Genomic DNA, 23,626 nt, shown 5'->3' with positions numbered 1-23,626 from the left:
CCCTGAATAAATCTTATCGATGATATATTTAGCGGTACGATCAAGCGATAAGCAGGGAAAATCACATCTCCTGACATTTGATCCTGTCAAGGTTCCCAAGCCTGCACAGATCTGCACATAGACCCTCTATCTCTAAGCGGATCTCTTCTCTGGAATGGCCATACATCAGTGCAAGATACATGGCTCCGCCCGCACCTACCCCCTCCTTGACAAAACCAAGCTCATACTGCCGAAGACCTTGGGAAACAGACTTGCCAAACTCAGGATCGACACCATAGAAACTGGCACCCAGTTGGCCTGCTATCTCCCTGAAATTAGCAGTCCCATCGTTGACAACATAACTGGTCGTAACGATTTTGGTACTTTCCATCGGATATCCAAGGTGTTTTATTACAGCATAGATGGATTCCATCTGAGTACCGCCTGCAAGTATCACAGAGGTGCTGCCAAGACCTGCAGTGATGCCGGCTACCGCGACCATCATGGGATCGCCCACGCAACTGACAGCCTTGAGAGGCTCATTACGCAGGGAACCTGATGTGATGCCCGATGAGCTCAGCGCAGCTGCGACAACTTCCCTCTTAAGTGTAAGAGGATTGGAGCTGGAACTGCTGCTCACATCCCCATCATACCCGAGAGACTGCAACACGGCGTTTGCGGTAGTCGTGCCGGCAGGAATGCTCTCCCCTATCACTACAAGATCATGCCTGAGGGCAAGTTCCTGCCCCAGTTTAAATGCGTTCCTGAAAACCTCATCTACATTCTTCACTGCCAAAGGACCCCTTATATCAGAGCCCGGCATCCCCCCCAGGTCAATGAGAGGGACCTCTTTTGCTGGAAACACCTTCAGACCGGCGTTCACGATCATTAAAGGCACACCTGTCAGGGTCAGAGCTGCTCTGGTTATGAGGGCAGGAGTAGGAGTATCATAAGGAGGCGTCATCGGCAGTATCGGTATGTCGATGATCGTACCCTTATGCAGGACCTCTGCATCTCCTGCAGGAGTGTAATCAGTCAGCCTTGCAGTTTTCCCTGCAGCTGAAAGTCCTTCAATGTAAGCGGTCTCGGTGTTTCCAAGCACACAGACAAACAGCGGCCTTTCCGGCAACCTGGCATTCTCGGGTGATAGAGCATCCATAATTATCACCTAACGTATTTTAGAGGGTATATATCATATTTTCCCAGATTTCCTTGGATCTCAGTATGTCCTTGCAACATACACCTGCGTATCTGCATCAGCATCGCAGGTAATACATTTACCCTTGCATGCAGCCTGTCCCGTGGGGATGCCCAGGATACCCGCGCCGATCTCATCCTCAAGCCGCAGGCCGCACTCTTTCTTGCCGCACCAGAAGACTTTTGCAATACCCTTTGTGATATTCTCCTTCACTTCTGCAGGAGTCCGGCAATCAAATATGCGCCCTTCCAGCTCCTTCCTTGCCTTCTCGTACAGATCCGTCTGGACCGCACTGAACACTGAAAGGACTTCATTTTCAATGTTATCAAGAGGAAACTGCTGTTTTTCGCCGGTGTCACGGCGCACGAGCATGGCGGAGTTGTTCTTGAGATCCCTTGGACCAAGTTCGATCCTTACAGGGACGCCTTTCATTTCCCATTTGTAGTACTTGGCACCCGGACGGTTCTCGCTTGCATCTATTTTCACCCTTATGCCTGCCTTTTCAAGCTTGTCCCTGACAGTCTCGCATGCCTGGAGGACATCGGATGATTCCTTGAAGATAATAGGGATGATGACAGCCTGTACCGGAGCGATCTCGGGAGGAATGACAAGTCCCTTATTGTCCCCGTGGATGGATATCAGCGCAGCTATAGAACGCTCGGAGATCCCATAGCAGGTCTGATGGGCATAGACCTGCTCACCATTCACATCTTCATAAGTGATATCGAAAGTCTTTGCAAAGTTATCCCCAAGATGATGCGCAGTACCAACCTGCAGGGTCTTGCCGTCGGGCATGAGCGCATCTGTAGCTATAGTATAGTCAGCCCCCGGGAACTTGTCCCAGTCAGGCCTTTTGGAAGGCAGTACAGGAATAGCAAGCCTTCGATAGAACTCAGTGTAGATGCGGATAGCTTCATCGACCTGGGCTGCAGCATCTTCCCATGTGGCATGTACTGTGTGTGCTTCCTTGAATGATGTGATCTCACGCAACCTTATCAGCGGACGTGTGTGCTTGGTCTCATACCTGAAAGTGTTCACTACCTGATAGAGCTTGAGAGGCAGGTCAGCATGGGAGCGAATCCACATCTTGTACATTGGATAGATAGCTGTCTCACTCGTTGGACGAAGTGCGAGTTTCACGTCCAGAGGAGTTGTGCCTCCATGGGTGACCCAGTAAACCTCATCTTCGAACCCCTTGATGTGCTCAGCCTCTTTCATGAACTCGTTCTCTGGTATCAGCAGAGGAAAAAGCGTTTCCTGATGGTCTTTGTCAAGAAGCTCACGAATAATGCCGTAAACATTTCTCCGAATATTGAAACCAAAAGGATACCACACGTAAAGCCCTTTAACAGGGTAACGTACATCCATGATCTCCCCTTTCTGGAGGAGGTCGTTATACCATTCACTGAAACTCTCTTTTTGAGGAAGTGCAGCCTCTTTCTCTTGTTCTGCCATATGGTCACCTTTATTTCTCTTTCATTTCCGCTTGATTTTGGATAATTAAATAAGTACATTGCTTATAGGCATTTCCTTTGAGACCCTACTGCAAGTAGCCTGCGGGAGTGATGCCGGAATACGCCTGAAATCACCAGTAAGATTAAAACCTTTCACTAAAAGTAAAGTAAGAACATATAAGCTGCTCAAAAAAGTTATCTTCTGCGGTCCTTCCTCATGCAGAGGAACCAGCCGGAGCACATCAGGCCGCTGTTCTCGTCAGTTTCCCGGCCTTTTGCGTCAGTCCAGGTAGTGGGGTTCGGAACTATCACATCATCACCGGGATGCCAGCCCTCCGGCGTATAAACATGCTCGCTATCTGATTTCTGAAGAGCCAGGATTATCCTTTTGATCTCATCCATATTCCTGCCGGTGGAGAAGGGATAGTGAAGCATGGCACGGATCTTTGCCTGCGGATCAATGATAAAGGTCGCACGTACAGTTTCTGTGCTGAACTCCTGCAATTTGAGCTTTCCACCCGAGCGCTCGAACCTTTCAAGGATCTCTTCCGGAGAATAACGCGCGTTGGGGTGTATCATGCCGTACCTGCGTGCAACCTCCATGCTAAGATCCTCAATGACCGGGAACATAATATCGACATCCTTCATGCCCTTATACTCGATCTTGTCCCTTATAGCCCCAAGCCACGCTATATGGGAACTGTTACTGTCAATAGAAAGGCCAAGTAATTCAGTGTTAAGCTTCCTGAATTCCTGCTGCATTAAAGAAAAGCGTATGAACTCCGTGGTACAGACCGGAGTGAAATCACCGGGATGACTGAAGAACACGACCCATTTTCCCCTGTAATCATCCGGGAAATTTACGACACCCAAGGTAGTCCGGGCTGTAAAGGACGGCGCATCATCCCCTATAAGAGGCATGGTAACATTCTGGCAGCATTCCTCTGGCAAGATGTATCCCCACTGTGTTTTAAATGTGTGATTGTTAATATCGGATTACAATATATATAAAGTTTCGGAAGCCATGGCAAAATGCCATAAAAGGATAGAAAGATAAAAAGAAAACCAATTAAGATTTCAGAGAGAACGAGCAAAGCATCTGGAAAAAAGAAGGTAAGGGATGAATCAATCGGTTATCGAATGATCCTGATCACATGCATCGACCTCCATCTCAGAAGTAGAGGTATCAAAAACGATCATTCCAGTCTTAAGATGTTCCGCCTCTTCAGGAGTCAGCTGCCTTGACTTTGACCTTTCGGATATTATGGCGCTGTTTCCCATAGGGTCCTCTATGACCAGTGTGAGTTTCCTGTGGCCATCTATAGCATCCCTTAAAGCCTGCTGGATATCAAGCCCCAATGAATGCTTTTCAGGCTCTTCTACATGCCACTTGGTCGCAGTCATGACTACATTCAGTATTCTGTCAAGGACACCTTCCACGTTGGTCACATAAGACTCGGAGATAGAGCCGGGCTCCACATCAATACCAAGCTCAGGTATGCGTATAGTCCCGGAGGTGGAACGTACGACCCTGCTGTTCAGGTCATCCGGGCTTTCCAGTTCCAGCTCATACCGCATAGGGGCACTTTGTGCAAGGATAAGCGTATCAGCGAATCTGAAACCGCATTCACACCTGGAGGTGATATGCATGACCTCCCCAAAATAAGGAATATCATCACCCTGCCAGTTGATGATAAGATCCTCATGACAGAGGGGACACGAAGTCCGGGTCACAAAGCTATGGCAGGGGGCCTCTTCACTCAATACCTTCCACCAAGGATCTTCGATCTGTCGATCTTGATGCCGGTAGGTGTCACAAGCACCTGGTCATCCTTTATTCCCGCGATATCGCCGTGAACATCGATGACAACATCCTTAAGGTCCTTTAACGCACGGTCAAGCATGAGTTTATCAGCTTTTATGTTAGAGATATCGATCATCACGATATTGCCGCTATAGATCTCCTTTTTCAGGGCAGTCAACTCGTTAAGGTTGGTCAGTTCAGCTACCCTTACGTATGTCTCTGCAGGTTCCTCGTCCAGCACTTCTTCGTACTTTGTAAGGTCAAGTTCCGTATATTCATCCTCAACTGTTGTGGTTTTGCTAGTGCCACCAAACAACTTGTTCATGATCTTTGCCATAATGTGCCCTCATGTATTCAATAACATTGCTGCTATATTAATAATATCGATACTACTTAAATTGTTACCGGAATTATGTTCAGTTCAAAGCAGCAGGTTGGTTCCGCACTTACATGACACTTCCGGTTTATCCAATAATTATACTTACATTTATACATCAGTTCATGATATATTAACCATTTCTTTCAGATGTCAAGATTCCAGAGCTTGTCGCCCACATAATGGACAGATTTTATCGCCTTGCCTGAACTTGCCTTCATTTCAGCGCCGGACATTATAGCAATGCCTATGGCAAGTGGCTTGTTGTGTGTTTCCTCTACTATTATCACAGGGTCGCCAGCCCGGATATCGGGATCTGTGGAAACTATTCCCGGGCACATCACATCAGCCCCGTTGACAACAAAGCGGATAGCTCCGGCATCTACCTTGACTATGTTCTTCCTCAGGCCAAGCTCAAGTACTCCCCTTACGGTCGGGAAGTAAATATCGCCCACCTTGAACAGGAGCAATTTGCCTTCGATCATCACAATAGGCAGGTCATCAGCAGTAGCTGTTTCAAACTTCTTTTCGGAGAAACTGTCGACCACATCGCCGAAAGAATCTTTTAATTCCTTCAGCAATTTGATCTTATCCGATTTCCTTATTTGTATCCTGGATCTGACTTTCAACTGATCACCCATTACACAGACAAGCATGTCCAATATTGATTTAGGCAGAGAGGCTTTAAAGATTGCGCGGAGAACGCACCCTATCCCCCGTACATAAATTACCTCACGATAACAACGGGCATTCCGCTGACATCGAGAACATCCACCGACCTGCCTGCTGAAACAACTTCCTTTTCGACCTCAACGAAATCTGCCTCCAGTTCTATGATCTCTCCGTTGACGGAAACGGATATCTTGCCCTTTGAGATATCGTCAGCAATCTTTTTCGGATTCTCTTCAAGCAGGGCATCGATAATAGCCTTTGCCTTTCCTCTGAATACAGGGCCTATTTTTCCCATGTTGGGCTTAACATTCACAGGCACATGTTCAAAGTCAGGCTTGCCGGCGATGACCTCTACCGGGGAATTTGTCACACCTATAAGATCAGTGATAGCCATATCCACGCCATACAGCTCGATCTTTTCCAGGCGGGCGTTCAATGCCATCCCTTTTTCAGACTTGTATCGCCTGACAGCGCTTGCAACATCCTTGATGAACTCACCGGAGTTCTCGATATCGGCATCGATAAGGTTTTCCTTTGCCTGTGGCCATGACTGGACATGTATGCTCCCTTCACCAATGTTTGAAAACATCTCTTCCGCAAAGAAAGGAGCAAAAGGTGCGAGCAGCCTTGTGAGTGTGTCCATAGTAACGAACAGGGTGTACTTTGCAGCTTGCTTGCCTGTGCCATCGTCCCCGTAAAGACGGGACTTGATGAGTTCAAGATAGTTGTCCGCAAGTATATCCCATGAGAAGCCGCGTATTGCCTTGAAAGCCTCATCGAACTGGTATGTATCCATGCTCTGTGTCACGGATAGGATAAGCCGGTTAAGATGGCTCAACAGCCACCTGTCTATAACTTCCAGTCCGGATACATCCACTTCTGCGTGTTCGTAATCCTCAAGATGGGACATTGAGAACCTGTAGATGCTCCATACCTTCGTAAAGAACCTGGAAGCTGCTACGACATCTTTCCAGCGGAACATAACATCCGAGCCAGGGGAACCGCCCACAGCCGCCCATTGCCGGAATGAATCTGCGCTGTACTCTTTGATAACTTCCTCAGGAGAGATAACATTACCCAGGGATTTGCTCATCTTGTGTCCGTCCTCACCCAGCACCATGCCATTGATGAGTATGGAGTCCCAGGGCCTCTTGCCAGTGAGCGCCATGGACCTCAGTATCGTATAGAAAGCCCATGTCCGGATGATATCATGACCCTGTGGGCGCAGCTGTGCCGGAAGTTTCAGGTCGTGCTCGGAGAGCCAGCCGGAAACATGAAGCGCGGTAATGGACGAGTCCATCCAGGTGTCCAGTACATCCTCCTCAGGCTCGAATTCTGTGCAACCGCAGCGGCAAGCTTCAGGAGGCTGCTGCCTGGTGGGGTCTATGGGCATCCATTCCTCCTTTGCAACCATGACCTCGCCGCACTCCTTACAGTACCAGACAGGTATGGGAGTTGCGAACAGCCTCTGGCGGGAGATGCACCAGTCCCACTCCATGGTGTTTATCCAGTTGTCAAGCCTGACCTTCATGTACTCGGGAAGCCAGCTGATCTCATCCGCTGCCTTTGCCACTGCGTCAGTATCTATTTTCACGAACCACTGCCTTTCAGAGAGGATCTCGATCGGAGTATTACAACGCCAGCACATGCCTACGTTCTGGTCGAGGTTCTTCTGTTCATACAGGTGACCCTGTGCTTTCAGGTCCTCGATAATGGTAGCTTTGCACTCAGGGATACTCAGTCCTTCGTACTTACCTGCAATAGCAGTCATACGGCCATTCTTGTCAATTGCCTTGCGCAACGGAAGCTGGTGCTCCACCCACCAGCGTACGTCCTGCTTGTCACCAAACGTACATATCATGACAACGCCGGTACCAAAGGAGGGGTCCACCTGGATATCGCTGATCACAGGAACCTCATGGCCAAACAGAGGGACTTTCACGTTTGAGCCTACGTGAGAATTGTAGCGCTCATCATCCGGATTGATAGCAACAGCCACACATGCCGCAAGCAGCTCGGGCCTTGTTGTTGCTATCTTGAGCTGGTCAAAATTAAGGAAATTGAGTTTTGTGTCCCTTGCATCATATTCCACTTCAGCGAAGGCAATAGCGGTCTCACACCGGGGGCACCAGTTCACAGGGTGCTCTGACTGGTAGACACGTCCCATGTCATACATCTTCCTGAAGGAGCGCTGGGTCTTGGAATAGTATGCAGGCTCCATTGTCACGAACTCATTGCTCCAGTCCACAGAGAAACCCAGGTTCATCAGGGTTGCCCGCATCTTCCCGATGTTCCCAAGAGTGAGATCACGGCACATCTGCCTGAACTGTTCCCTCGGTACCTCATTCTTCGTAATGCCGTGGGTCTCTTCCACCTTTACTTCTGTGGGCAGTCCATGACAGTCCCATCCCTGAGGGAACATGACATTGTAACCGCACATTCTCTTGTAGCGTGCGACAAAGTCGATATAACACCAGTTGAGTGAGTTTCCTATGTGGAAGTTACCGGTGGGATAAGGAGGAGGGGTATCGATAATATATTGTGGTCTTGTACTGTCGTTCCAGTCAAAATGGTACATGGACATATCCCACGTTGCTTTCCACTTTGGCTCAACTTCATGCGGGATGTATTCTTTTGGGACCGTCATCATAACTCTCCGATAAACATTATATAGTGATTACATTTTTTATCTTACAGTGGTCTAAGATTATTTAAATATATCTGGTTGCATGCGCCCTTTTATTGCAAATGATTGGAAAATAAAGTGAGCCTTATCTGATATACCATCCGGTTGAGAAAAGATAGAACATCTCAACCCAGTACAGAATGTGCGGTCAACAGGAAAGTGCATTATAGAACAACTTACCGAAAATACTTTATACAAATCTATCCCATTTAATCAGGGAGTGCTGGGGATTCCGATTTCATCGGATATGGCTGCCAGATAGTATATAGAATTACTAAAAGAACATCCATATTTGCATTTATACCAGTACCATATGTCAGGCATACTGACTGAAGCGCTCGGCAATCAGGAGAAGATGCTATTTTGTCCCATGGCAACAGTCCCTGTAAGAACATTATGAAGTGAATTATGCCACAAAGACGGAGGAATATAATGTTAAGTGAAAAAATGACCAAAGCACTGAATGAACAGATAAATAAGGAAATGTACTCTGCCTACCTCTACCTGTCCATGTCTGCTCACTGCACAAACGCAGGTCTTGATGGTTTTGCAAACTGGTTCATGGTGCAATATCAGGAAGAGAATTCACACGCAATGAAGATATATAACTACCTGAACGAACAGGGAACACAGGTTGTGCTTGAAGCCATTGCAAAACCTCCATCAGAGTTCGGGACGCCTCTTGAGATGTTCGAAGCGACACTCAAGCATGAACAATTCGTCACAAAATCAATATACGGACTTGTGGACCTCGCAAACCAGGAGAAGGATTATGCAACGCAGATATTCCTCCATTGGTTCGTTACAGAACAGGTGGAAGAAGAAGGCAATGACAACGAGATAATCGCAAAGCTTAAAATGGTCGGTAACAGCGGCAACGGCCTTTTTATGGTAGACAGGGACCTTGGCTCAAGAGTTTACACTCCGCCTGCCCTGGAAGAATGAACATATGCAAAACTAAGAAACAAAAAGAGGTTAAAAACATGAATTTCGGAGATATACTTAAGGGAAGAGAAGCGGAAGGAAAAGAAAAGCACGTGCCTGAGATAGAAATAATCAGAGGGCATGGAAAGGACAAGAATGATTTTGTGAAGGTCACCGTGGGAAAAGAAGTTCCGCATCCCAATACAGCCGAGCATCACATTGAATGGGTCGAGCTTTACGGCATCACAAAAGAAGGCCGCACCATCGACTTTGGCCGCATGAGCTTCGAGCCGGTCTATGCTGATCCGGTTGCCACATTCCATGTAAAGGGAATTGATAACTTCAAAGCTTTCTGCGCACTGGAATACTGCAACATACACGGAGTATGGCAGAACTGCATCGAAGTATGAACACATATAACCCATAATGTGGCGGTCCATCGCCACATGTTTTTTATACACGGGCAGGAAAAGTTCTCCATTGATCGTGAATATCAACGATCTAGAAAACAGGAAGGCGATACTAATGCTCGTAGCACTTGCAATAAAACTGGCTTTACTTACTATGACTGCAGGCCTCTTGGCTTACGTCTACATCAGCTATATGGCGCCTCATATGTAACAGTAACCATAGACAGGAAACAGGATAATCAGATGTCGTTACTGTACCCTATTTCCTCTTCTGTCAGGTAACATGCCGGGTCGTCGGCCCATACATTATTGAACACTGCCTCCGCACGCACACGGAAATTGCCATTGCACACATCGAGCCACTTGCATTTAGCACATCTGTCAGCATTCGCTTTTATCAGAGGTTTGCGGTCCTTCAGGCCTGCCATAAGAGCATCGGACGTGTCTTTCCATATATCACTGAACCTGCGCTCCTTTACATTACCAAAGCTGTAATGCCTCCAGAACTGGTCCGGGTGGACAGAACCGTCCCATGAGACACATCCAAAGCCTATACCTGTGGAGTTACCCCGGTTCATCTGCAGGAGTTCCAGCACCTCTGCAGCACGCTCCGGATCATCTTTCAGCAGGCGCAGGTAGATGTATGGACCGTCGCAGTGGTTGTCAACAGTGAGCACTTCCACCATTTTTCCTTTACTGTGGAGCTCTTTTGTCCTGTCCATCAGCAAGTCCACTGTCTGTCGAGTCTCTTCCAGTGACAGATCCTCATCCCTCATCCCGGAGCCGCGTCCGGAGTATACAAGATGATAGAAACAAATACGAGGAATATTCTCTTCTTCCAGCAGATCAAGGATGGCAGGAATATCCTGTACATTATGCTTGTTGATGGTAAAACGCAAACCCACTTTTATATATTCTTTCTGACAATTGCGCACGGCCTGCAAAGCTTTGTCAAAAGCCCCATCCATACCCCTGAAACGGTCATTGGTCTCCCTCATGCCGTCAAGGGAAATTCCCACATAGGAAAGGCCTATATCTTTGAGTGTCTTTGCCATTTTCTCTGTGATAAGGGTACCGTTGGTTGATATGACAGCGCGGATGCCCCTGGATGTTGCATATGCCGCCAGCTCCGGCAGGTCCTTTCTCATCAGAGGCTCTCCCCCGGAAAACAGTATGACAGGAGTACCAAACTCTGCGAGATCGTCTATGAGTTCCTTTCCCTGTTGAGTGGTAAGCTCATTGCCGTAATCGATGTCCTTTGAATGAGCATAGCAATGAACGCAACGAAGGTTACAGCGCTGCGTGACGTTCCAGACAACTACCGGTTTCTTGTCCTTTGAGAACTGGAGCAGATGGGAGGGAAGTCTCTTTGAGTCGCGTCCGTAACGCAGCGCATCAGAAGGCTCTACGGTCCTGCAATACAATTTTGAAATACCTATCATGATGAATGCTCCTGAATAAAGGACAGAAATGGATCTATGTCCGTGATTGACCAGACTATATGACAATAGTATATTACATCTGTGGTTCGTATATGTACAAAGGAAGTTAACGAGGATAAAAGGGCACCTCTCTTTATGAGAGGTGGTCCTTGATCGACTTGAGTACTTCCTCGAAAACGAATTTCTCAGGAATGACAGACACCTTTACCCCATACCCACCGAGGGTCTGTGCTGTGGGACCGCCTATTGCTGCAACAATTACATTGTTCAATGCGCTGACCACCTGCTCCCCGGAAGCCTTTGAACGTGCATGTTCAAAGAAGTTGTGTACCATCATAGAACTTGTGAAGGCAAAAGCTGCGATCTCACCTTTGATAGTCGCATCAATGAGCCTGTCCTGTTCGTCCCCTCCAGGCTTTTCCAGAGTATAGACCTGCGTTTGGTTGACAACGGCCCCGCAGTTACACAGGCCTTCAACAAGATCCTCTGAGCCGTAAAAGCTCCTGGCAGTATCAACTACCCGACCGGTCACATCGTCACGAAGGTAATCAACAATACCTTCTGAACTATAAACCCCAGGCATTCCCATAACATTGACACCTGTCTTCTCAAGTGCCTTGCGGGTGGTAGGGCCGATGGCAATGACCTTTGTCCTGTTGAGAGCATCTATAAAGCCCTTCCTGGACTCCGGTGGTATCTTGCTTATGGTGAAATCTATCCCATTAGCACTTGTAAAAATTACATAATCAGCCCTGCCGTCAAGCACCCTTTCCACAAAACCGTCAAAGAACTCGTCTTTCATATCGGTTATCTCTACCATGGGCACTGTGAACGTGTCAAACCCCATGGACCTGGCCATAGCTACGGATTCCTTAATGTACCTCTCAGGCCGCATGATGGCAATTACCGGCTTTTTAATATTATCAGCCATTGAAAATCCTCCAGTCACCAGTCCGAAATGATCTGTTCACCGAGCTCATCGTGAAGCTTTACTACAGTGCCAATGACAGTGATAGCAGGCGCCTTTACATTCTTTTCCTTCGCTATGGATGCGATGTTCTCAAGGACACCAATGGTCACACGCTGGTCGGGCCGGGTACCTCTCTCAATAAGCGCAACAGGGGTCTGCGGGTCCTTACCATACTTTATGAGTTCGCTGACGTTGTTCTCAAGCATCTTGACACCCATGAATACCACTATAGTGCCGTCGAATTTTGCAAGGGTTTCCCAATCCAGGGCGCTCTCTTCCTTGGTGGGGTCCTCATGACCGGTGATGAATGTGACCATGGAAGCGTGGTCCCTGTGGGTCACAGGTATGCCGGCGTATGCAGGCACAGCTATTGCGGAAGTTATCCCGGGGACTATCTCAAACTCTATTCCTGCCTCGATCAGTTCCTGGGCTTCCTCTCCACCGCGTCCGAACATGTAAGGGTCTCCTCCTTTAAGGCGGACAACATTCTTGCCCTCCCTGGCCTTTTTAACAATAACATTATTGATCTCATCCTGCTTGAGGGTATGATCACCCGCGTGTTTCCCTGCGTCTATCTTCTCCGTGCCTGCGGGAATGGAATCAAGGATCATCTTGCCCGGGAGCTGATCATAGACAACCACATCGGCAGAATCTATTAACCTTCGGGCTTTCAGTGTCAAAAGCTCCGGGTCACCGGGCCCTGAGCCCACCAGATACACTTTTCCATTTATGGTCATGTTAGCGAAATCCTGTCTGTCTTACTTTGGTTCTAATGAATCTGTTAAGTATATATTCATTTTCCCGTCAAATGCAGGATAAAAAGGCACATTTTATCTTCTTTAAAGTGTAATTGTTATTTGCAATTCATTAGCAGTTTAAGAGGAAGTGGGCAAAGATGGACTTTTTTCAGGAGAAGATAACAACCATACACAATTTCTACAGCGATACCGACAGAATGTTGCAGCACCTTCATGAACTCTCCTTCGTCCGGCCCGCTGTCGTAGTATTGCCGATGCTGTACAGTGAAATAGAGAACCCTCCACTGACCCGCATTATTGATGAAATGAACAAATGCACTTTCATACACAATGTTGTTATTGCGCTTGCAGCGGAAGACAGGGAACAATATGCCACCGTTGTAGATTTTTTCGGGCGCCTTGAGCTGGACCATATAGTGGTCTGGTGTAATGGGACCCGCATAAGCGCAGTAATTGAAAAGATGAAAGAGAATGAACTTGACATCAGCGGTTTCTCAGGAAAAGGGAAGGATGCATGGATAGCAATAGGTATAGCAAGCCTTCATTCATATGCCATAGTGCTTCATGATGCGGACATCATCAACTACAACAAGGAATTTGTAGCAAAACTGCTTTACCCCATAGTTCATCCCCAGCTCAATTTCTATTTCAACAAAGGTTATTATGCCAGGATCAATCTTGAAAAGAGGACCATGCATGGGCGCGTATACAGGCTTTTCGTACGGCCGCTGCTTGATACGCTTATGAGGGACGTGCAGTACGAGTCCGATATCCTGGAGTACATGCAGGCTTTCAGATATACTCTCTCCGGCGAATTTGCATTTACAAGGGACCTTGCCCTTAACATCAGGATCCCTTCCGACTGGGGACTGGAAGTTGGCCTGCTGGCTGAGATTTACAGGAACACGTCACTGAAAAGAGTATGCCAGACTGACCTTGGCTTTTATGACCATAAGCACAAGGAACTGGGAGCCGACGCCAGCGAAGGACTATCAAAAATGGTGAACGATATTATGATAACATTCCTGCGTGTGGTGAACGAGACCACAAGCACCCAGGTATCGACTTCTTTCCTCAGAGGCATACAGGTGAAATACAGGCGTTCGGCGCAGGACCTCATCAGGCAATATCATGCCGATGCAGTCTGTAACGGGCTTGAATACAGCAGGCATCTGGAGGAAAGACATGTAGAGACCTTTGCTGAAGTGCTTATGATTGCCGGGATGCATTACCTGAAAAATCCTTCAGGCGCTCTTCTTCCGGACTGGGCACGGGCCCTGTCTGCAATACCGGACCTGAGGGAGCAATTAATGGAGGCAGTACAGGCAGACCTCAGTGATATCAGGTCAAACCGGTCCTGAAAGCAGGAATATATATATATATATATATATATATATAAGAAAATAATATTGTGTGCAGTATCCCATGATACTCCACCAATTGCAAGCATAGGGTTACTTTTTGCTCAGGATATAGAAAAGCATGTCACGATTAAGCTTGCCCTCGCGTTCAAGTTTATTCACGATCTCTTCATCGGACATACCCTCGGATTTGAGCTCCTTGACCTTGTCAAGCAGTGCCGGAGATACGCTGTAGTATTCATTGATATCCTTGCGGTGACCCCATACATCCCCTTCAATGAGTTTGATATTCTGCATTTCCAGGAACATCTCAATTGATTTGGAAACCGTGCGCCTGTAAGAGCTTGGTATCTGTATCACTTCTACTTTAGGGCAGGTCTGCACCAGGGAAAATATGTCTTTGTTAGATGGTCTGAAAGCCAGATGGATTACCTTTTCATTCGTATTCAGATCTGGTATCTCCTCTCGCGAACTTACAACTCTGATCTTCATGGAACTCCCTCACATTAAGTCTTAAACCAATAGACTTACTAAATTAGTGTATGTGCTCACCTATTAAATAATTATCGATTTATGACGCAAAAAAAAAACATTGTTAGTTACTGAACCGAGTTCTTATCGAATCTGCATGACCAGTAAGACCTTCTTTTTCAGCTATCGAGATGACTGCGTCCTTAAGAGTTCCAAGTCCTTGCTTGCTGATTTTCTGTATACTTGCACACTTCATGAAATGAGCGATGTTGAGCCCGGAGTATATCTTCGCATAGCCCGCTGTCGGCAGCACATGATTGGTGCCCGAAGCGTAGTCACCCACAGGTACTGGGGCATAGTTGCCCACGAATATGGAGCCTGCGTTCTCTATTCTCTCAAGTACAGAATCCGGCTCGAAAACCATTATTTCCAGGTGCTCAGGCGCAAAATCGTTCGAAAAGGTGATACATGCGTCAAGAGATTCAGCCAGGAGAATTGCAGCATTTTCCAGAGAGCTTTTCACTATTTCCGACCTCGTGGTCCTTGCGGCTTGCTCCAGTACTTCTTTATATACATCTTCCGCAAGTTGCGCCGAAGTTGTCACCAGAACGGAAACTGCATTGGGATCGTGCTCAGCCTGGGCGATGATATCTGAAGCGGCCATGCGCGCGTCCGCTGAGTCGTCAGCTATAATAAGGACCTCACTTGGTCCTGCGGGGAAATCGATCTCAGCCTTATCTCTTACCTGCATCTTCGCAGCGGTCACATAAACATTGCCAGGGCCTACTATCTTGCTTACACCGCGAACCGTTTCGGTCCCGTATGCCATGGCTCCTATTGCCTGCACACCACCCACCTTATACACGTGGTCAGCACCTGCTATTCTGGCTGCTGCGAGGGTCAGAGGATTGATCCTGCCATCAGCTCCCGGAGGCGTGCACATCACCACACTCTTCACGCCTGCGACCTTGGCAGGGATAATGGTCATGAGGGCCGTGGAAGGATAGGAAGCACGCCCGCCTGGCACGTATGCCCCTACGCTCTCCAGCGGAGTGAACTTCTGGCCAAGTTCTATACCGGGAGAGAGTTCCATGAACCAAATTCTCTCAGGCATCTGTGCCTGGTGGAACTTTCTGATATTGCCGGCGGCAAACTCAAGGTGCCTGAGCAGGGAAGGATCGACACTTCTCATAGCCTCATCAATATCTTCGGAGGACACTTCGAGAATATCCACATCAGCACCGTCAAACTTCCGGGTGTACATGCGAAGGGCCTCATCACCCTTGTGTTTCACATCCTCCAGTATTGATACGACAGTTTCCCTCACGTCTGCAAGTTCCCCGCCGCGGTTTATGAGTCTGTCCATTTCCTCACTGTTCACTTGAGATAATTTTTTATAAAGCATAATAATTTCCTGTTAGATAGGCATTTGCATTTTTGAAAGGAATAGATTGTCATAATATATACATTGTCATAATATATGGATTCTTCAAAGGATACTATTTATCAAAATCACTGAATGTACTCTGCTCATTCCCGAGCATCGAATCCATTGTCCGCGAGTTCAGATTCCCCGTAGTACCGCTCCCGGGGCGGATACCTGGCCTGGAGCCAATTTCCTGAAGCAGCTTCTCTGTGGTCTTTGGACCCAGCAGGCCTCCAAGAACAACTGGATCGGCTTTCCTTAGATATTCAATGTTTCTAAGACCACTGTCATATAGCTTGCGCGCACGCACACGTCCTATGCCGCGTATTCCCACAAGTTCCATAAGCTCCTGGCGCGCACCATAGTGTATCCTCTTTTCGATAGTAATTGCCATATCTGCACTACTGTGGCCTGTCACCCTTGCCAGTCTTGAAGCAGAGTGCATGAGCCACTCAGCAAGGTCTGCAAATGCATGGATGTCACCATCGCCTACATTGAATACCTTGCTTATGTCATCCATGGATCGCTCATTGATCCAATCCAGTATAAGAAGTGCAGTCTTCACTTCCCCCAGGAACCATTCATAATCTGTGGCCTTAGAAGGGGCCGGGACCTCACAGAATTCCTCCATATGGGAGAGCACGAAGTCGTTCATGGACTCATAATCACCAGCTCTCAGGTAAAGCTGACGCATATCAGGGGTCTTGCATATCAGGTGCAAAAGGGTTAAGTCGGTCACATTCACAGCCTTGCCGAGCCCTTCCAGAATGATGGCAGCTGACAGGGGATCGATATAGAGCATTGATACAAGTTTCCCCATAGGCGTCGCTGCCAGGTGAGTTTCACCTTCCAGCATTTTATGGTCCTTAAGAAATTCCAGACACTCGTCCACAACCGAGACAATGCCCCACGTATCGTTCTGGTGGGCAAAGAACGTGGCTTCGATGAACTCCATCAGACCATCACGAGTGGTCGCAAAGCCATTGACGATGGTGGACAGGATATGTGTCCTCAGTGCATTCTCCGTACCGAGCTTGGACCATATATCCTCCGCACTTGCCTCAATATAGTTCTCAAAGAGCAGTTCCATCTCATTATAGGATTTGGCAATAAGCACAGCCTCACCATAAGGATCAAGCTGCGGCCGGCCTGCGCGACCTGCCATCTGCTTGTAGTCAAGGACAGGAATGGGCTGCATGCCAAAATTCGGGTCGTAGCGCTTGTAGCTCCTGACTATCACTCGCCTTGCGGGGAGATTGAGCCCTGCGGCAAGTGTTGGAGTGCTGGCAACCATTTTGATCAGGTTCGCACGAAAACCATCTTCCACAAGCTTGCGGTGCGCGGAATTGAGACCTGCATGATGGAAAGCGGTGCCATTCCTTATGCACTGGGCCAGCACCTTTGAAGCTTCCGATTCCCCTGTCTCGATGACCTGCTCGACAATCCCATCCAGTGCGTCGCGCGTCTTCCTGTCCAGCAGTCCTGATACCTTCGCACCCGCCCTGCGTGCAAAACCGACACTGTTCTTACGGCTGCTCTCAAATACCAGGCACTGCCCGCCACTCTCAAGAGTGTCGATGACCAGGTTGATGGCATCGTCCCCTGACACATCGGGTACCAGTTTTTGCGAGCCCCTGAAATTGATGTTGCCACCATAGAAAACACCCTCCATCAGGTCTGTCGGCCTCCACTCACTGAGCACAAGTTCAGCCTTGAGCCAGTTAGCGACCTCGTAGGCATTGCCCACGGTTGCAGATAGTGCAATTATCTGGCAGCCCGGGTTGAGCTTCATAAGCTTGGTCAGGGTAACCTCCAGCGTGGGGCCGCGGTTGGCGGAATCAAGCAGGTGCACCTCATCCACTACTATCGTGGTAATGTCCTCCATCCATGAGGTGCCGTTGCGCAACAGGGAATCGGTCTTCTCTGAAGTTGCTACAATGATGTCATTGGAGCCCAGCCACTCATCCCTTGATTCGAAATCTCCTGTGGATATGCCTACCTTTATGCCCCCTTCCTTCAGGCCTATCGAGGAGAATTCCCTGAAGCGATCGAACTTCTCACTTGCCAGGGCCCTCAGGGGAACTATGTACAGAGCCTTGCCTCCCCTGCTTATGGATGTCAGCATGGCAAGCTCGGCCAGCAGCGTCTTTCCCGATGCGGTAGGAATCGCTGCAAGGATGTTCCTGCCGTCAAGCAAGCCTTTACTGATGGCTTCTGCCTGCGGAGGATAAAGCTTCTCTATTCCCGAACCGAGGTAGAAATCCCGCACCTCTGCCGGGAGATCAAGGGATCTTATTTCCATATTATCATGTAAAAAGAGATGATATCTAATAAAATTACCCTCGGGGAAGAGGCTCATCCCTCCAGGATAAAAGCAAGACGGAGCCATAGGAATACTGGATTGAAGACGCAGATTATTCTTTTGCAGCATGCCTTTGTTGAATATGGTTATATGAGATAAGCAAAATAGGATTATATAAGGGACTTGGAGAGGAATGAATGAAATATATTGTGTTCACCGACCTTGACGGAACTTTGATAGACCATGACACATACTCCTATGAAGCCGCAAAACCTGCTATAGACGAGCTAAAACAGAGGAACATACCGCTCATATTCTGCACCAGCAAGACCCGTGCCGAAATAGATGTATATGTAAAGGAACTGGACCTGTCCCATCCGTTCATATCAGAGAATGGGGGAGGCATATTCATCCCCCAAGGGTATTTTGAGGCGGACTACCCGATCTCAAAGACCCAAGGCACCTACGATGTGATAGAGCTTGGGACAGCCTACGACACGCTCAGGCATGTCCTTACAGGCATCAGAAGCCATGAGGGAATACATGTGGCAGGATTCGGGGACATGGATGCCAGAGAAGTAAGCGAGGACACGGGGCTTGATATTGAGTCAGCAACCCTTGCCAAGATGCGTGAGTATGACGAGGCTTTCAAAATGGAAGGAGACGAGAAAGAAGCCGTAAAACTGGCAGAACTTATAATGGCACGGGGTCTCAACTACACAAGGGGGGGCAGGTACTGGCATATCCTGGGAGACAATGACAAAGGAAAGGCTGTGAATATCCTCACCCGCCTTTACAGGAAAGATTACGGAGAGATTCGGACTGTAGGACTGGGAGATAGCCTGAATGACCTCCCCATGCTGCGTGCGGTTGACATGCCTGTCCTGGTACAGAAGCACGATGGTAAACACGACCCAAAGATAGACGATCCAGGAATTAACAGGGTAGATGGAATCGGGCCTGTTGGATGGAATAAGGCAATAATGAGTATCCTGGAAGACATCCGGACACCAGATAGTTGATCAGGACGTAGCTGAAACGCATCCATCAGAGCAAATCCTAAGGAGTCATACGCTAACTACGAATATTGTATTAATGATAAGAATATAATCTCTAATAACTGGTTATGTATCCGGCATTAAGCAACTGCAAAATTCCGGTTTACAGTGGGAAGGAAGGGGTAGATGAGATGATAAGGTTTGAAAATATGCTTCCCAGAGCATTTCTGGTAGGGATAACAAAAATTGTGGACATGGCAGGACCGTTAAAAACAATATCCTGGATGCAATCCATAGGTGAGGAACTTGCGCAAATTGAGGGTCCGGGATTTGAGGGTGCAAGAACAGACACTGACATTGTCTATTTGCCTATAGCTCCATTTGGCAACGAAATTGTCGAATTCTCAAGGGTATATGACGAGAACCCGCCTCAGTTCAATGAGATCATCAGCACCATGTCAAAACTTAAGAGTGAGTCTGATGCTCCATGGGAGTTCCCTGCTATGTCGCATGTACTGGACGTATTGCAGCACAGCTACAACCAGCAAAGGGCCGAACTTGCAGGCACCAGGTATTATAATCTCGGTTCTAAATCAACACTTGGTGATACCAGGCAGTACAATGAGGAAGCCATTGAAAGATCAGGGTTAACAAAAGAAGATGTATCAGAGATACTTGACAAAGCGTTCTTTGTCTATGTGATCGAGCATCCGGAAAAGGAGTGAATCATTTGAACCTGATAGAAGCAGAAAGACTGTATGAGAACAGCGTCAAAATACTCAAAATGAATCAGCATGAGAACGGAGGCTTTTATGCCAGCCCTCCCGGCACACGCTATCCTTTCATCTATCCCAGGGACCACTCCATATGCATTTATGGCGCTGTGGAGGCCGGGCTCATGAACGAAGCCAGAAGAGGTTTGGAATTCATACTCAGTTCACAGAAACCTCTGGGTGAATTCTCACAGAGATACGATGTCGATGGTAACGATGCGAGTTACAAGGAGTTGCAGATAGACGGCAACGGGCTTGTGCTCTTTGTGCTCGGGAAATATTTTAAAGCTACAGGCGGCTCTTTTTATGAGGAGATGGCCGACAAGGCATTCATAGCCAAATACTGGGAAACGGTTGAGAAGGCAGTCCAGTTCATATTGATGAACAAGAACGAAGAGGTGAACCTGATCCACACGATCAACAGCATCCATGAGTATCCGGCTTATGAGCACGGCTTTGAGATCTACGCTAACTGCGCCTGCTGCGCTGGCATATATGCTGCCGTGGATATGGGAAAAGCACTCGGTAAAGATGTGTCCGGGTGGGAGGAGCAGGCTGACATAATCAAAAAAGCAATCCTCAAAAGACTTTATAGTCCCAGAAGAAGGTCCTTTGTCAAATGTATCCGTGTGAAAGACAGGAACAGCAAGCCTATTGGATATGATTCATTTGCCTCCCTTGTTCACGATATAGATGCTGTGGAGTATGCTCCCGCCTATTTTGAACTAATAAGCGATTATGACATCAAGGTAATGTCTACATCCAGAAGGATACATCAGGAACTATGGGATAAGGAGATTGGCGGGCTCAACAGGTATCCTGAGCACTGGGGACGCAACAATGGTGGCTATGGACCCTGGTGTCATTTCACATGCCAGCTTGCCAACCATCATACAGAAACAAACAACCAGGATATGGCAGAGCTTTATCTGGACTGGGTGGTTGACATGGCGCATGAATACACACTCCCGGAACATATCTCCACGATAGAGAGGTTTGAGCTCTGGCTTGAGGATTACACTAACGGCAAAATCCTCAGGGATAGTAAGGTGAAGCTGATAGAAGACATAAGGGCGCATCCTAAATGGGAGGACGGACTTGCTTATGTCACCATACCTCTCATCTGGCCGCACGCGGAATTCATTATATCCTATAAAAAATACAGGGATAAGTTCCACCCGGCCTGAAGGGCATTCTGCTAAAAGAAAAAGGGAAGGAAACATGGCAAGCTTAAAGCCATGCTCCCTTGTGCTGTTTTTGTATTCCGGTTTTACTCGTTGGTGAGTTCGCCTGAGAAATATTTATCGTACGAACCCATGTCAAAGTGACCGTGACCGCTGAGATTGAAGAGGATGGTCTTTTCCTCACCGGTCTGCTTGCATTTGATAGCTTCATCTACAGCTGCCTTGATGGCATGTGAAGACTCGGGAGCTGGGGCAATTCCCTCGCTGCGTGCGAATGTCACAGCTGCGTCGAATACCTCTATCTGATGATAGGACCTGGCTTCCATGTATTTGTCGGCCACAAGTTTGCTGACTATAGGGGAAGCTCCGTGGTATCTCAGGCCTCCTGCGTGGATGGCAGGTGGTATGAAACCTGATCCCAGTGTGAACATCTTGAGCAGGGGTGTCATCTGTGCCATATCACCAAAGTCGTACTCAAATTTACCTTCCGTGAGAGTTGGGCATGCTGATGGCTCGACGGCTATGATCCTTGTGTCGGTCTTGCCTTCGATGTTGTCCCTGATGTAGGGAAGGCTCACACCAGCCAGGTTGCTTCCTCCTCCACAGCACCCAATGACGATGTCCGGATAGTCTTCTGTCAGTTCGAACTGCTTCTGGGTCTCCAGGCCCACTACGGTCTGGTGGAGGCATGTATGGTTCAGGACGCTTCCAAGCGCATACTTGGTATTGTCATTGAGAGCTGCATCCTCGATAGCCTCACTGATGGCTATACCCAGACTGCCGGTTGTGTCCGGATACATCTCCAGTACCTTCCTTCCGAACTGTGTGTCAGGGCTGGGAGATGGCACGACAGTTGCTCCCCAGAGATTGATGAGGGATTTTCTGTACGGTTTCTGGTAGTAACTGGAGCGCACCATGTAAACCTTACATTCGATGTCGAAATAGTTGCATGAGAGCGACAGTGCGCTTCCCCACTGTCCGGCACCGGTCTCGGTACTGATCCTTTCGGTACCCTCTTTCATATTGTAATATGCCTGCGCTATAGCAGTATTTGGCTTGTGGCTTCCTGCAGGGCTTACGCCTTCGTTCTTGTAATATATCTTTGCAGGGGTTCCAAGCACCTTCTCAAGCCTGTGTGCCCTGTACAGCGGAGAAGGCCTCCACAGTTTGTATATCTCGCGGATCTCTTCCGGGATATTGATATATCTCTCGGAGCTCATCTCCTGCTTGATGAGCTCTTTTGCAAATATAGGCTCAAGGTCCTTAGGGTTCATTGGCTCCCTGGTAGCCGGATTTAAAGGCGGTTCTACAGGCAGGTCGGCAAGGATGTTATACCATTGCTTTGGCATGTCGTTTTCGTCAAGTAGTATTTTTGTATGATCCATGATGATACCTCGTTAGTAGGAACAAATCCATTAATGTATGTTTTAGTACATTGATGAAGTATTTAATGTTTGTGATTTGGAACGGAATAAATTAACACAAATGATAAAGGATGAATCCAACAAATCAAAGTCTAGGTCTGCAAATATTCGTTCTTTATTAATAGCAGTATCTGAACCTATTTCACAATTTCTCCGAACCCTCTTTTCCAGCACATCATAAAGCATGCAATATCTAAGAATCCTTTGAAAACGATGTTAAGTCTTTCATATCTGGTTGTTAATCTTCTAAATCCCATCTTCAACCATGCAAAGAATCGTTCTATTGCTCCTCTTTTTATGTAAGTTTCAGGATTGAATCTTGTAGGTCTTCCTCTTTTTCTTTTTTTAGTGTTCCTGGGATTTATCGGAATGTTGCTTTGTATTCCTCTAGACCTCAGATGTTGTCTTATATCAACATCATCGTAAGCTGCATCTGCCAGTACCTCTAAGGGTCTTGTTCTCGGTCTTCTGTTAGTCTTGACCTTGATATCTTCCATAACTTCAACGAAATGTTCTCTATCATGATCAGTTCCATATGATATTTGAATGGTCAAAGGAAATCCTTCACAGCTTACACAAGTGTGGATCTTTACTCCTTTCCTTCGCTTGTGACCGTTATATGCGGAATCTTGTCCCCTTTTTTTGTTTCAACAAAAGTACTGTCAACACATACAATATCCATAGAGAACTTGTCATCCTGATAAGCGGAATCCCGAAGGGATTCCAATATCTTACCCCATATTCCTTCTTCAGACCACCTTTTTAGCCTTCTCCATGCAGTTGCATAGGAACCATAAAGTTCAGGCATATCTCCCCACCTGCAACCAGTTATCAGAACAAAGAGAATTCCATTGATGACCTTACGGTCATCAGCTCTCTTTCTCCCGACAAGAGGTTGTGGTGGTAAATGTGATTTAATGAACTTCCACTGTTCATCAGAGAGTTCTCTGAATTCCATTAACATCCCCACAATACCATTATGGGAAATAGTATTTATAATTTTGACATGGGCTC

At 47.5% G+C, this 23,626-nt stretch carries 22 protein-coding genes; 6 read left to right on the top strand and 16 right to left on the bottom strand.

The features are described from left to right. Positions 1-61: 61 nt before the first annotated feature. From cobT to Q8J68_RS14320, 7 genes are all read right to left on the bottom strand, one after another. A complete protein-coding gene (cobT, locus tag Q8J68_RS14350) occupies positions 62-1,138 on the bottom strand; it encodes a nicotinate mononucleotide-dependent phosphoribosyltransferase CobT (protein WP_305312192.1) in 1,077 nt (358 codons plus the stop codon). A gap of 60 nt (positions 1,139-1,198) precedes the next feature. Further along, positions 1,199-2,632: a proline--tRNA ligase gene (proS, locus tag Q8J68_RS14345; protein WP_305312191.1), complete on the bottom strand. Its 1,434-nt coding sequence runs from the start codon at positions 2,630-2,632 to the stop codon at positions 1,199-1,201. A 194-nt stretch (positions 2,633-2,826) separates the two neighbouring features. Next, entirely contained in the window at positions 2,827-3,552 is a 726-nt protein-coding gene (locus Q8J68_RS14340; RefSeq protein ID WP_305312222.1) for a redoxin domain-containing protein, read from the bottom strand. A 204-nt stretch (positions 3,553-3,756) separates the two neighbouring features. Then, positions 3,757-4,395 (bottom strand): ZPR1 zinc finger domain-containing protein, encoded by a 639-nt coding sequence (locus Q8J68_RS14335; RefSeq protein ID WP_305312190.1) that lies wholly within the window; start codon positions 4,393-4,395, stop codon positions 3,757-3,759. Beyond that, the gene (gene sepF, locus Q8J68_RS14330) at positions 4,392-4,772 is read right to left on the bottom strand and encodes a cell division protein SepF (protein WP_015054620.1); all 381 of its coding nucleotides are present in this window, start codon (positions 4,770-4,772) and stop codon (positions 4,392-4,394) included. The genes Q8J68_RS14335 and sepF overlap by 4 nt, the downstream gene beginning before the upstream one ends. A 185-nt stretch (positions 4,773-4,957) precedes the next feature. Continuing rightward, the gene (locus Q8J68_RS14325; RefSeq protein ID WP_305312189.1) at positions 4,958-5,440 is read right to left on the bottom strand and encodes an RNA-binding protein; all 483 of its coding nucleotides are present in this window, start codon (positions 5,438-5,440) and stop codon (positions 4,958-4,960) included. 98 nt (positions 5,441-5,538) lie between these two features. Further along, complete coding sequence (locus tag Q8J68_RS14320) at positions 5,539-8,130, bottom strand: valine--tRNA ligase (protein ID WP_305312188.1); 2,592 nt, start codon at positions 8,128-8,130, stop codon at positions 5,539-5,541. Positions 8,131-8,601: 471 nt separating this feature from the next. Between Q8J68_RS14320 and Q8J68_RS14315 the strand changes: the two genes are divergently transcribed. Both Q8J68_RS14315 and Q8J68_RS14310 read left to right on the top strand, forming a co-directional pair. After that, positions 8,602-9,114, top strand: coding sequence for a ferritin (locus Q8J68_RS14315; protein WP_305312187.1), 513 nt, complete (start codon positions 8,602-8,604; stop codon positions 9,112-9,114). A gap of 38 nt (positions 9,115-9,152) precedes the next feature. After that, positions 9,153-9,503, top strand: coding sequence for a class II SORL domain-containing protein (locus Q8J68_RS14310; RefSeq protein ID WP_305312186.1), 351 nt, complete (start codon positions 9,153-9,155; stop codon positions 9,501-9,503). A gap of 239 nt (positions 9,504-9,742) precedes the next feature. Here the strand turns inward: Q8J68_RS14310 and ahbC are convergent, their stop codons facing one another. From ahbC to cobA, 3 genes are all read right to left on the bottom strand, one after another. Next, entirely contained in the window at positions 9,743-10,945 is a 1,203-nt protein-coding gene (gene ahbC / locus Q8J68_RS14305; protein ID WP_305312185.1) for a 12,18-didecarboxysiroheme deacetylase, read from the bottom strand. A 133-nt stretch (positions 10,946-11,078) separates the two neighbouring features. Beyond that, complete coding sequence (locus Q8J68_RS14300; RefSeq protein ID WP_305312184.1) at positions 11,079-11,876, bottom strand: uroporphyrinogen-III synthase; 798 nt, start codon at positions 11,874-11,876, stop codon at positions 11,079-11,081. A 14-nt stretch (positions 11,877-11,890) separates the two neighbouring features. After that, entirely contained in the window at positions 11,891-12,652 is a 762-nt protein-coding gene (gene cobA, locus Q8J68_RS14295; protein WP_305312183.1) for a uroporphyrinogen-III C-methyltransferase, read from the bottom strand. Positions 12,653-12,810: 158 nt separating this feature from the next. Between cobA and gpgS the strand changes: the two genes are divergently transcribed. Further along, positions 12,811-14,034: a glucosyl-3-phosphoglycerate synthase gene (gene gpgS, locus Q8J68_RS14290; protein ID WP_305312182.1), complete on the top strand. Its 1,224-nt coding sequence runs from the start codon at positions 12,811-12,813 to the stop codon at positions 14,032-14,034. 93 nt (positions 14,035-14,127) lie between these two features. Here the strand turns inward: gpgS and Q8J68_RS14285 are convergent, their stop codons facing one another. From Q8J68_RS14285 to Q8J68_RS14275, 3 genes are all read right to left on the bottom strand, one after another. After that, positions 14,128-14,526 carry a DUF1699 family protein gene (locus tag Q8J68_RS14285; RefSeq protein WP_015054610.1) on the bottom strand — a complete coding sequence of 133 codons (399 nt, stop codon included), beginning with the start codon at positions 14,524-14,526 and terminating at the stop codon, positions 14,128-14,130. Positions 14,527-14,629: 103 nt separating this feature from the next. Beyond that, positions 14,630-15,910, bottom strand: a complete 1,281-nt coding sequence (gene hisD / locus Q8J68_RS14280; protein WP_305312181.1) for a histidinol dehydrogenase — start codon at positions 15,908-15,910, stop codon at positions 14,630-14,632. Between the two features lie 94 nt (positions 15,911-16,004). After that, positions 16,005-18,233 carry an ATP-dependent DNA helicase gene (locus Q8J68_RS14275; RefSeq protein WP_305312180.1) on the bottom strand — a complete coding sequence of 743 codons (2,229 nt, stop codon included), beginning with the start codon at positions 18,231-18,233 and terminating at the stop codon, positions 16,005-16,007. 197 nt (positions 18,234-18,430) lie between these two features. On the opposite strand from Q8J68_RS14275, the gene mpgP reads away from it, so the two are divergent. From mpgP to Q8J68_RS14260, 3 genes are all read left to right on the top strand, one after another. Further along, positions 18,431-19,255, top strand: coding sequence for a mannosyl-3-phosphoglycerate phosphatase (mpgP, locus tag Q8J68_RS14270; protein WP_305312179.1), 825 nt, complete (start codon positions 18,431-18,433; stop codon positions 19,253-19,255). A 167-nt stretch (positions 19,256-19,422) separates the two neighbouring features. Continuing rightward, on the top strand, positions 19,423-19,956 hold the full coding sequence (locus Q8J68_RS14265; protein ID WP_305312178.1) for a hypothetical protein: 534 nt from the start codon (positions 19,423-19,425) through the stop codon (positions 19,954-19,956). Between the two features lie 5 nt (positions 19,957-19,961). Continuing rightward, positions 19,962-21,191: a glycoside hydrolase family 15 protein gene (locus tag Q8J68_RS14260; protein ID WP_305312177.1), complete on the top strand. Its 1,230-nt coding sequence runs from the start codon at positions 19,962-19,964 to the stop codon at positions 21,189-21,191. An 83-nt stretch (positions 21,192-21,274) separates the two neighbouring features. Here the strand turns inward: Q8J68_RS14260 and Q8J68_RS14255 are convergent, their stop codons facing one another. The 3 genes from Q8J68_RS14255 to Q8J68_RS14245 form a co-directional block, all read right to left on the bottom strand. After that, complete coding sequence (locus Q8J68_RS14255) at positions 21,275-22,573, bottom strand: TrpB-like pyridoxal phosphate-dependent enzyme (protein ID WP_305312176.1); 1,299 nt, start codon at positions 22,571-22,573, stop codon at positions 21,275-21,277. Between the two features lie 176 nt (positions 22,574-22,749). Beyond that, entirely contained in the window at positions 22,750-23,199 is a 450-nt protein-coding gene (locus Q8J68_RS14250; RefSeq protein WP_305312221.1) for a transposase, read from the bottom strand. Between the two features lie 2 nt (positions 23,200-23,201). Continuing rightward, a partial coding sequence (locus Q8J68_RS14245; RefSeq protein ID WP_305312175.1) for a transposase occupies positions 23,202-23,626 on the bottom strand: 425 nt, incomplete at its 5' end.

It is taken from the genome of Methanolobus sp. (assembly GCF_030682845.1).
Classification (GTDB): domain Archaea; phylum Halobacteriota; class Methanosarcinia; order Methanosarcinales; family Methanosarcinaceae; genus Methanolobus.
Note: the sequence above shows the minus strand (reverse complement) of the source record. Positions and strands in the feature narration are given on the sequence as shown.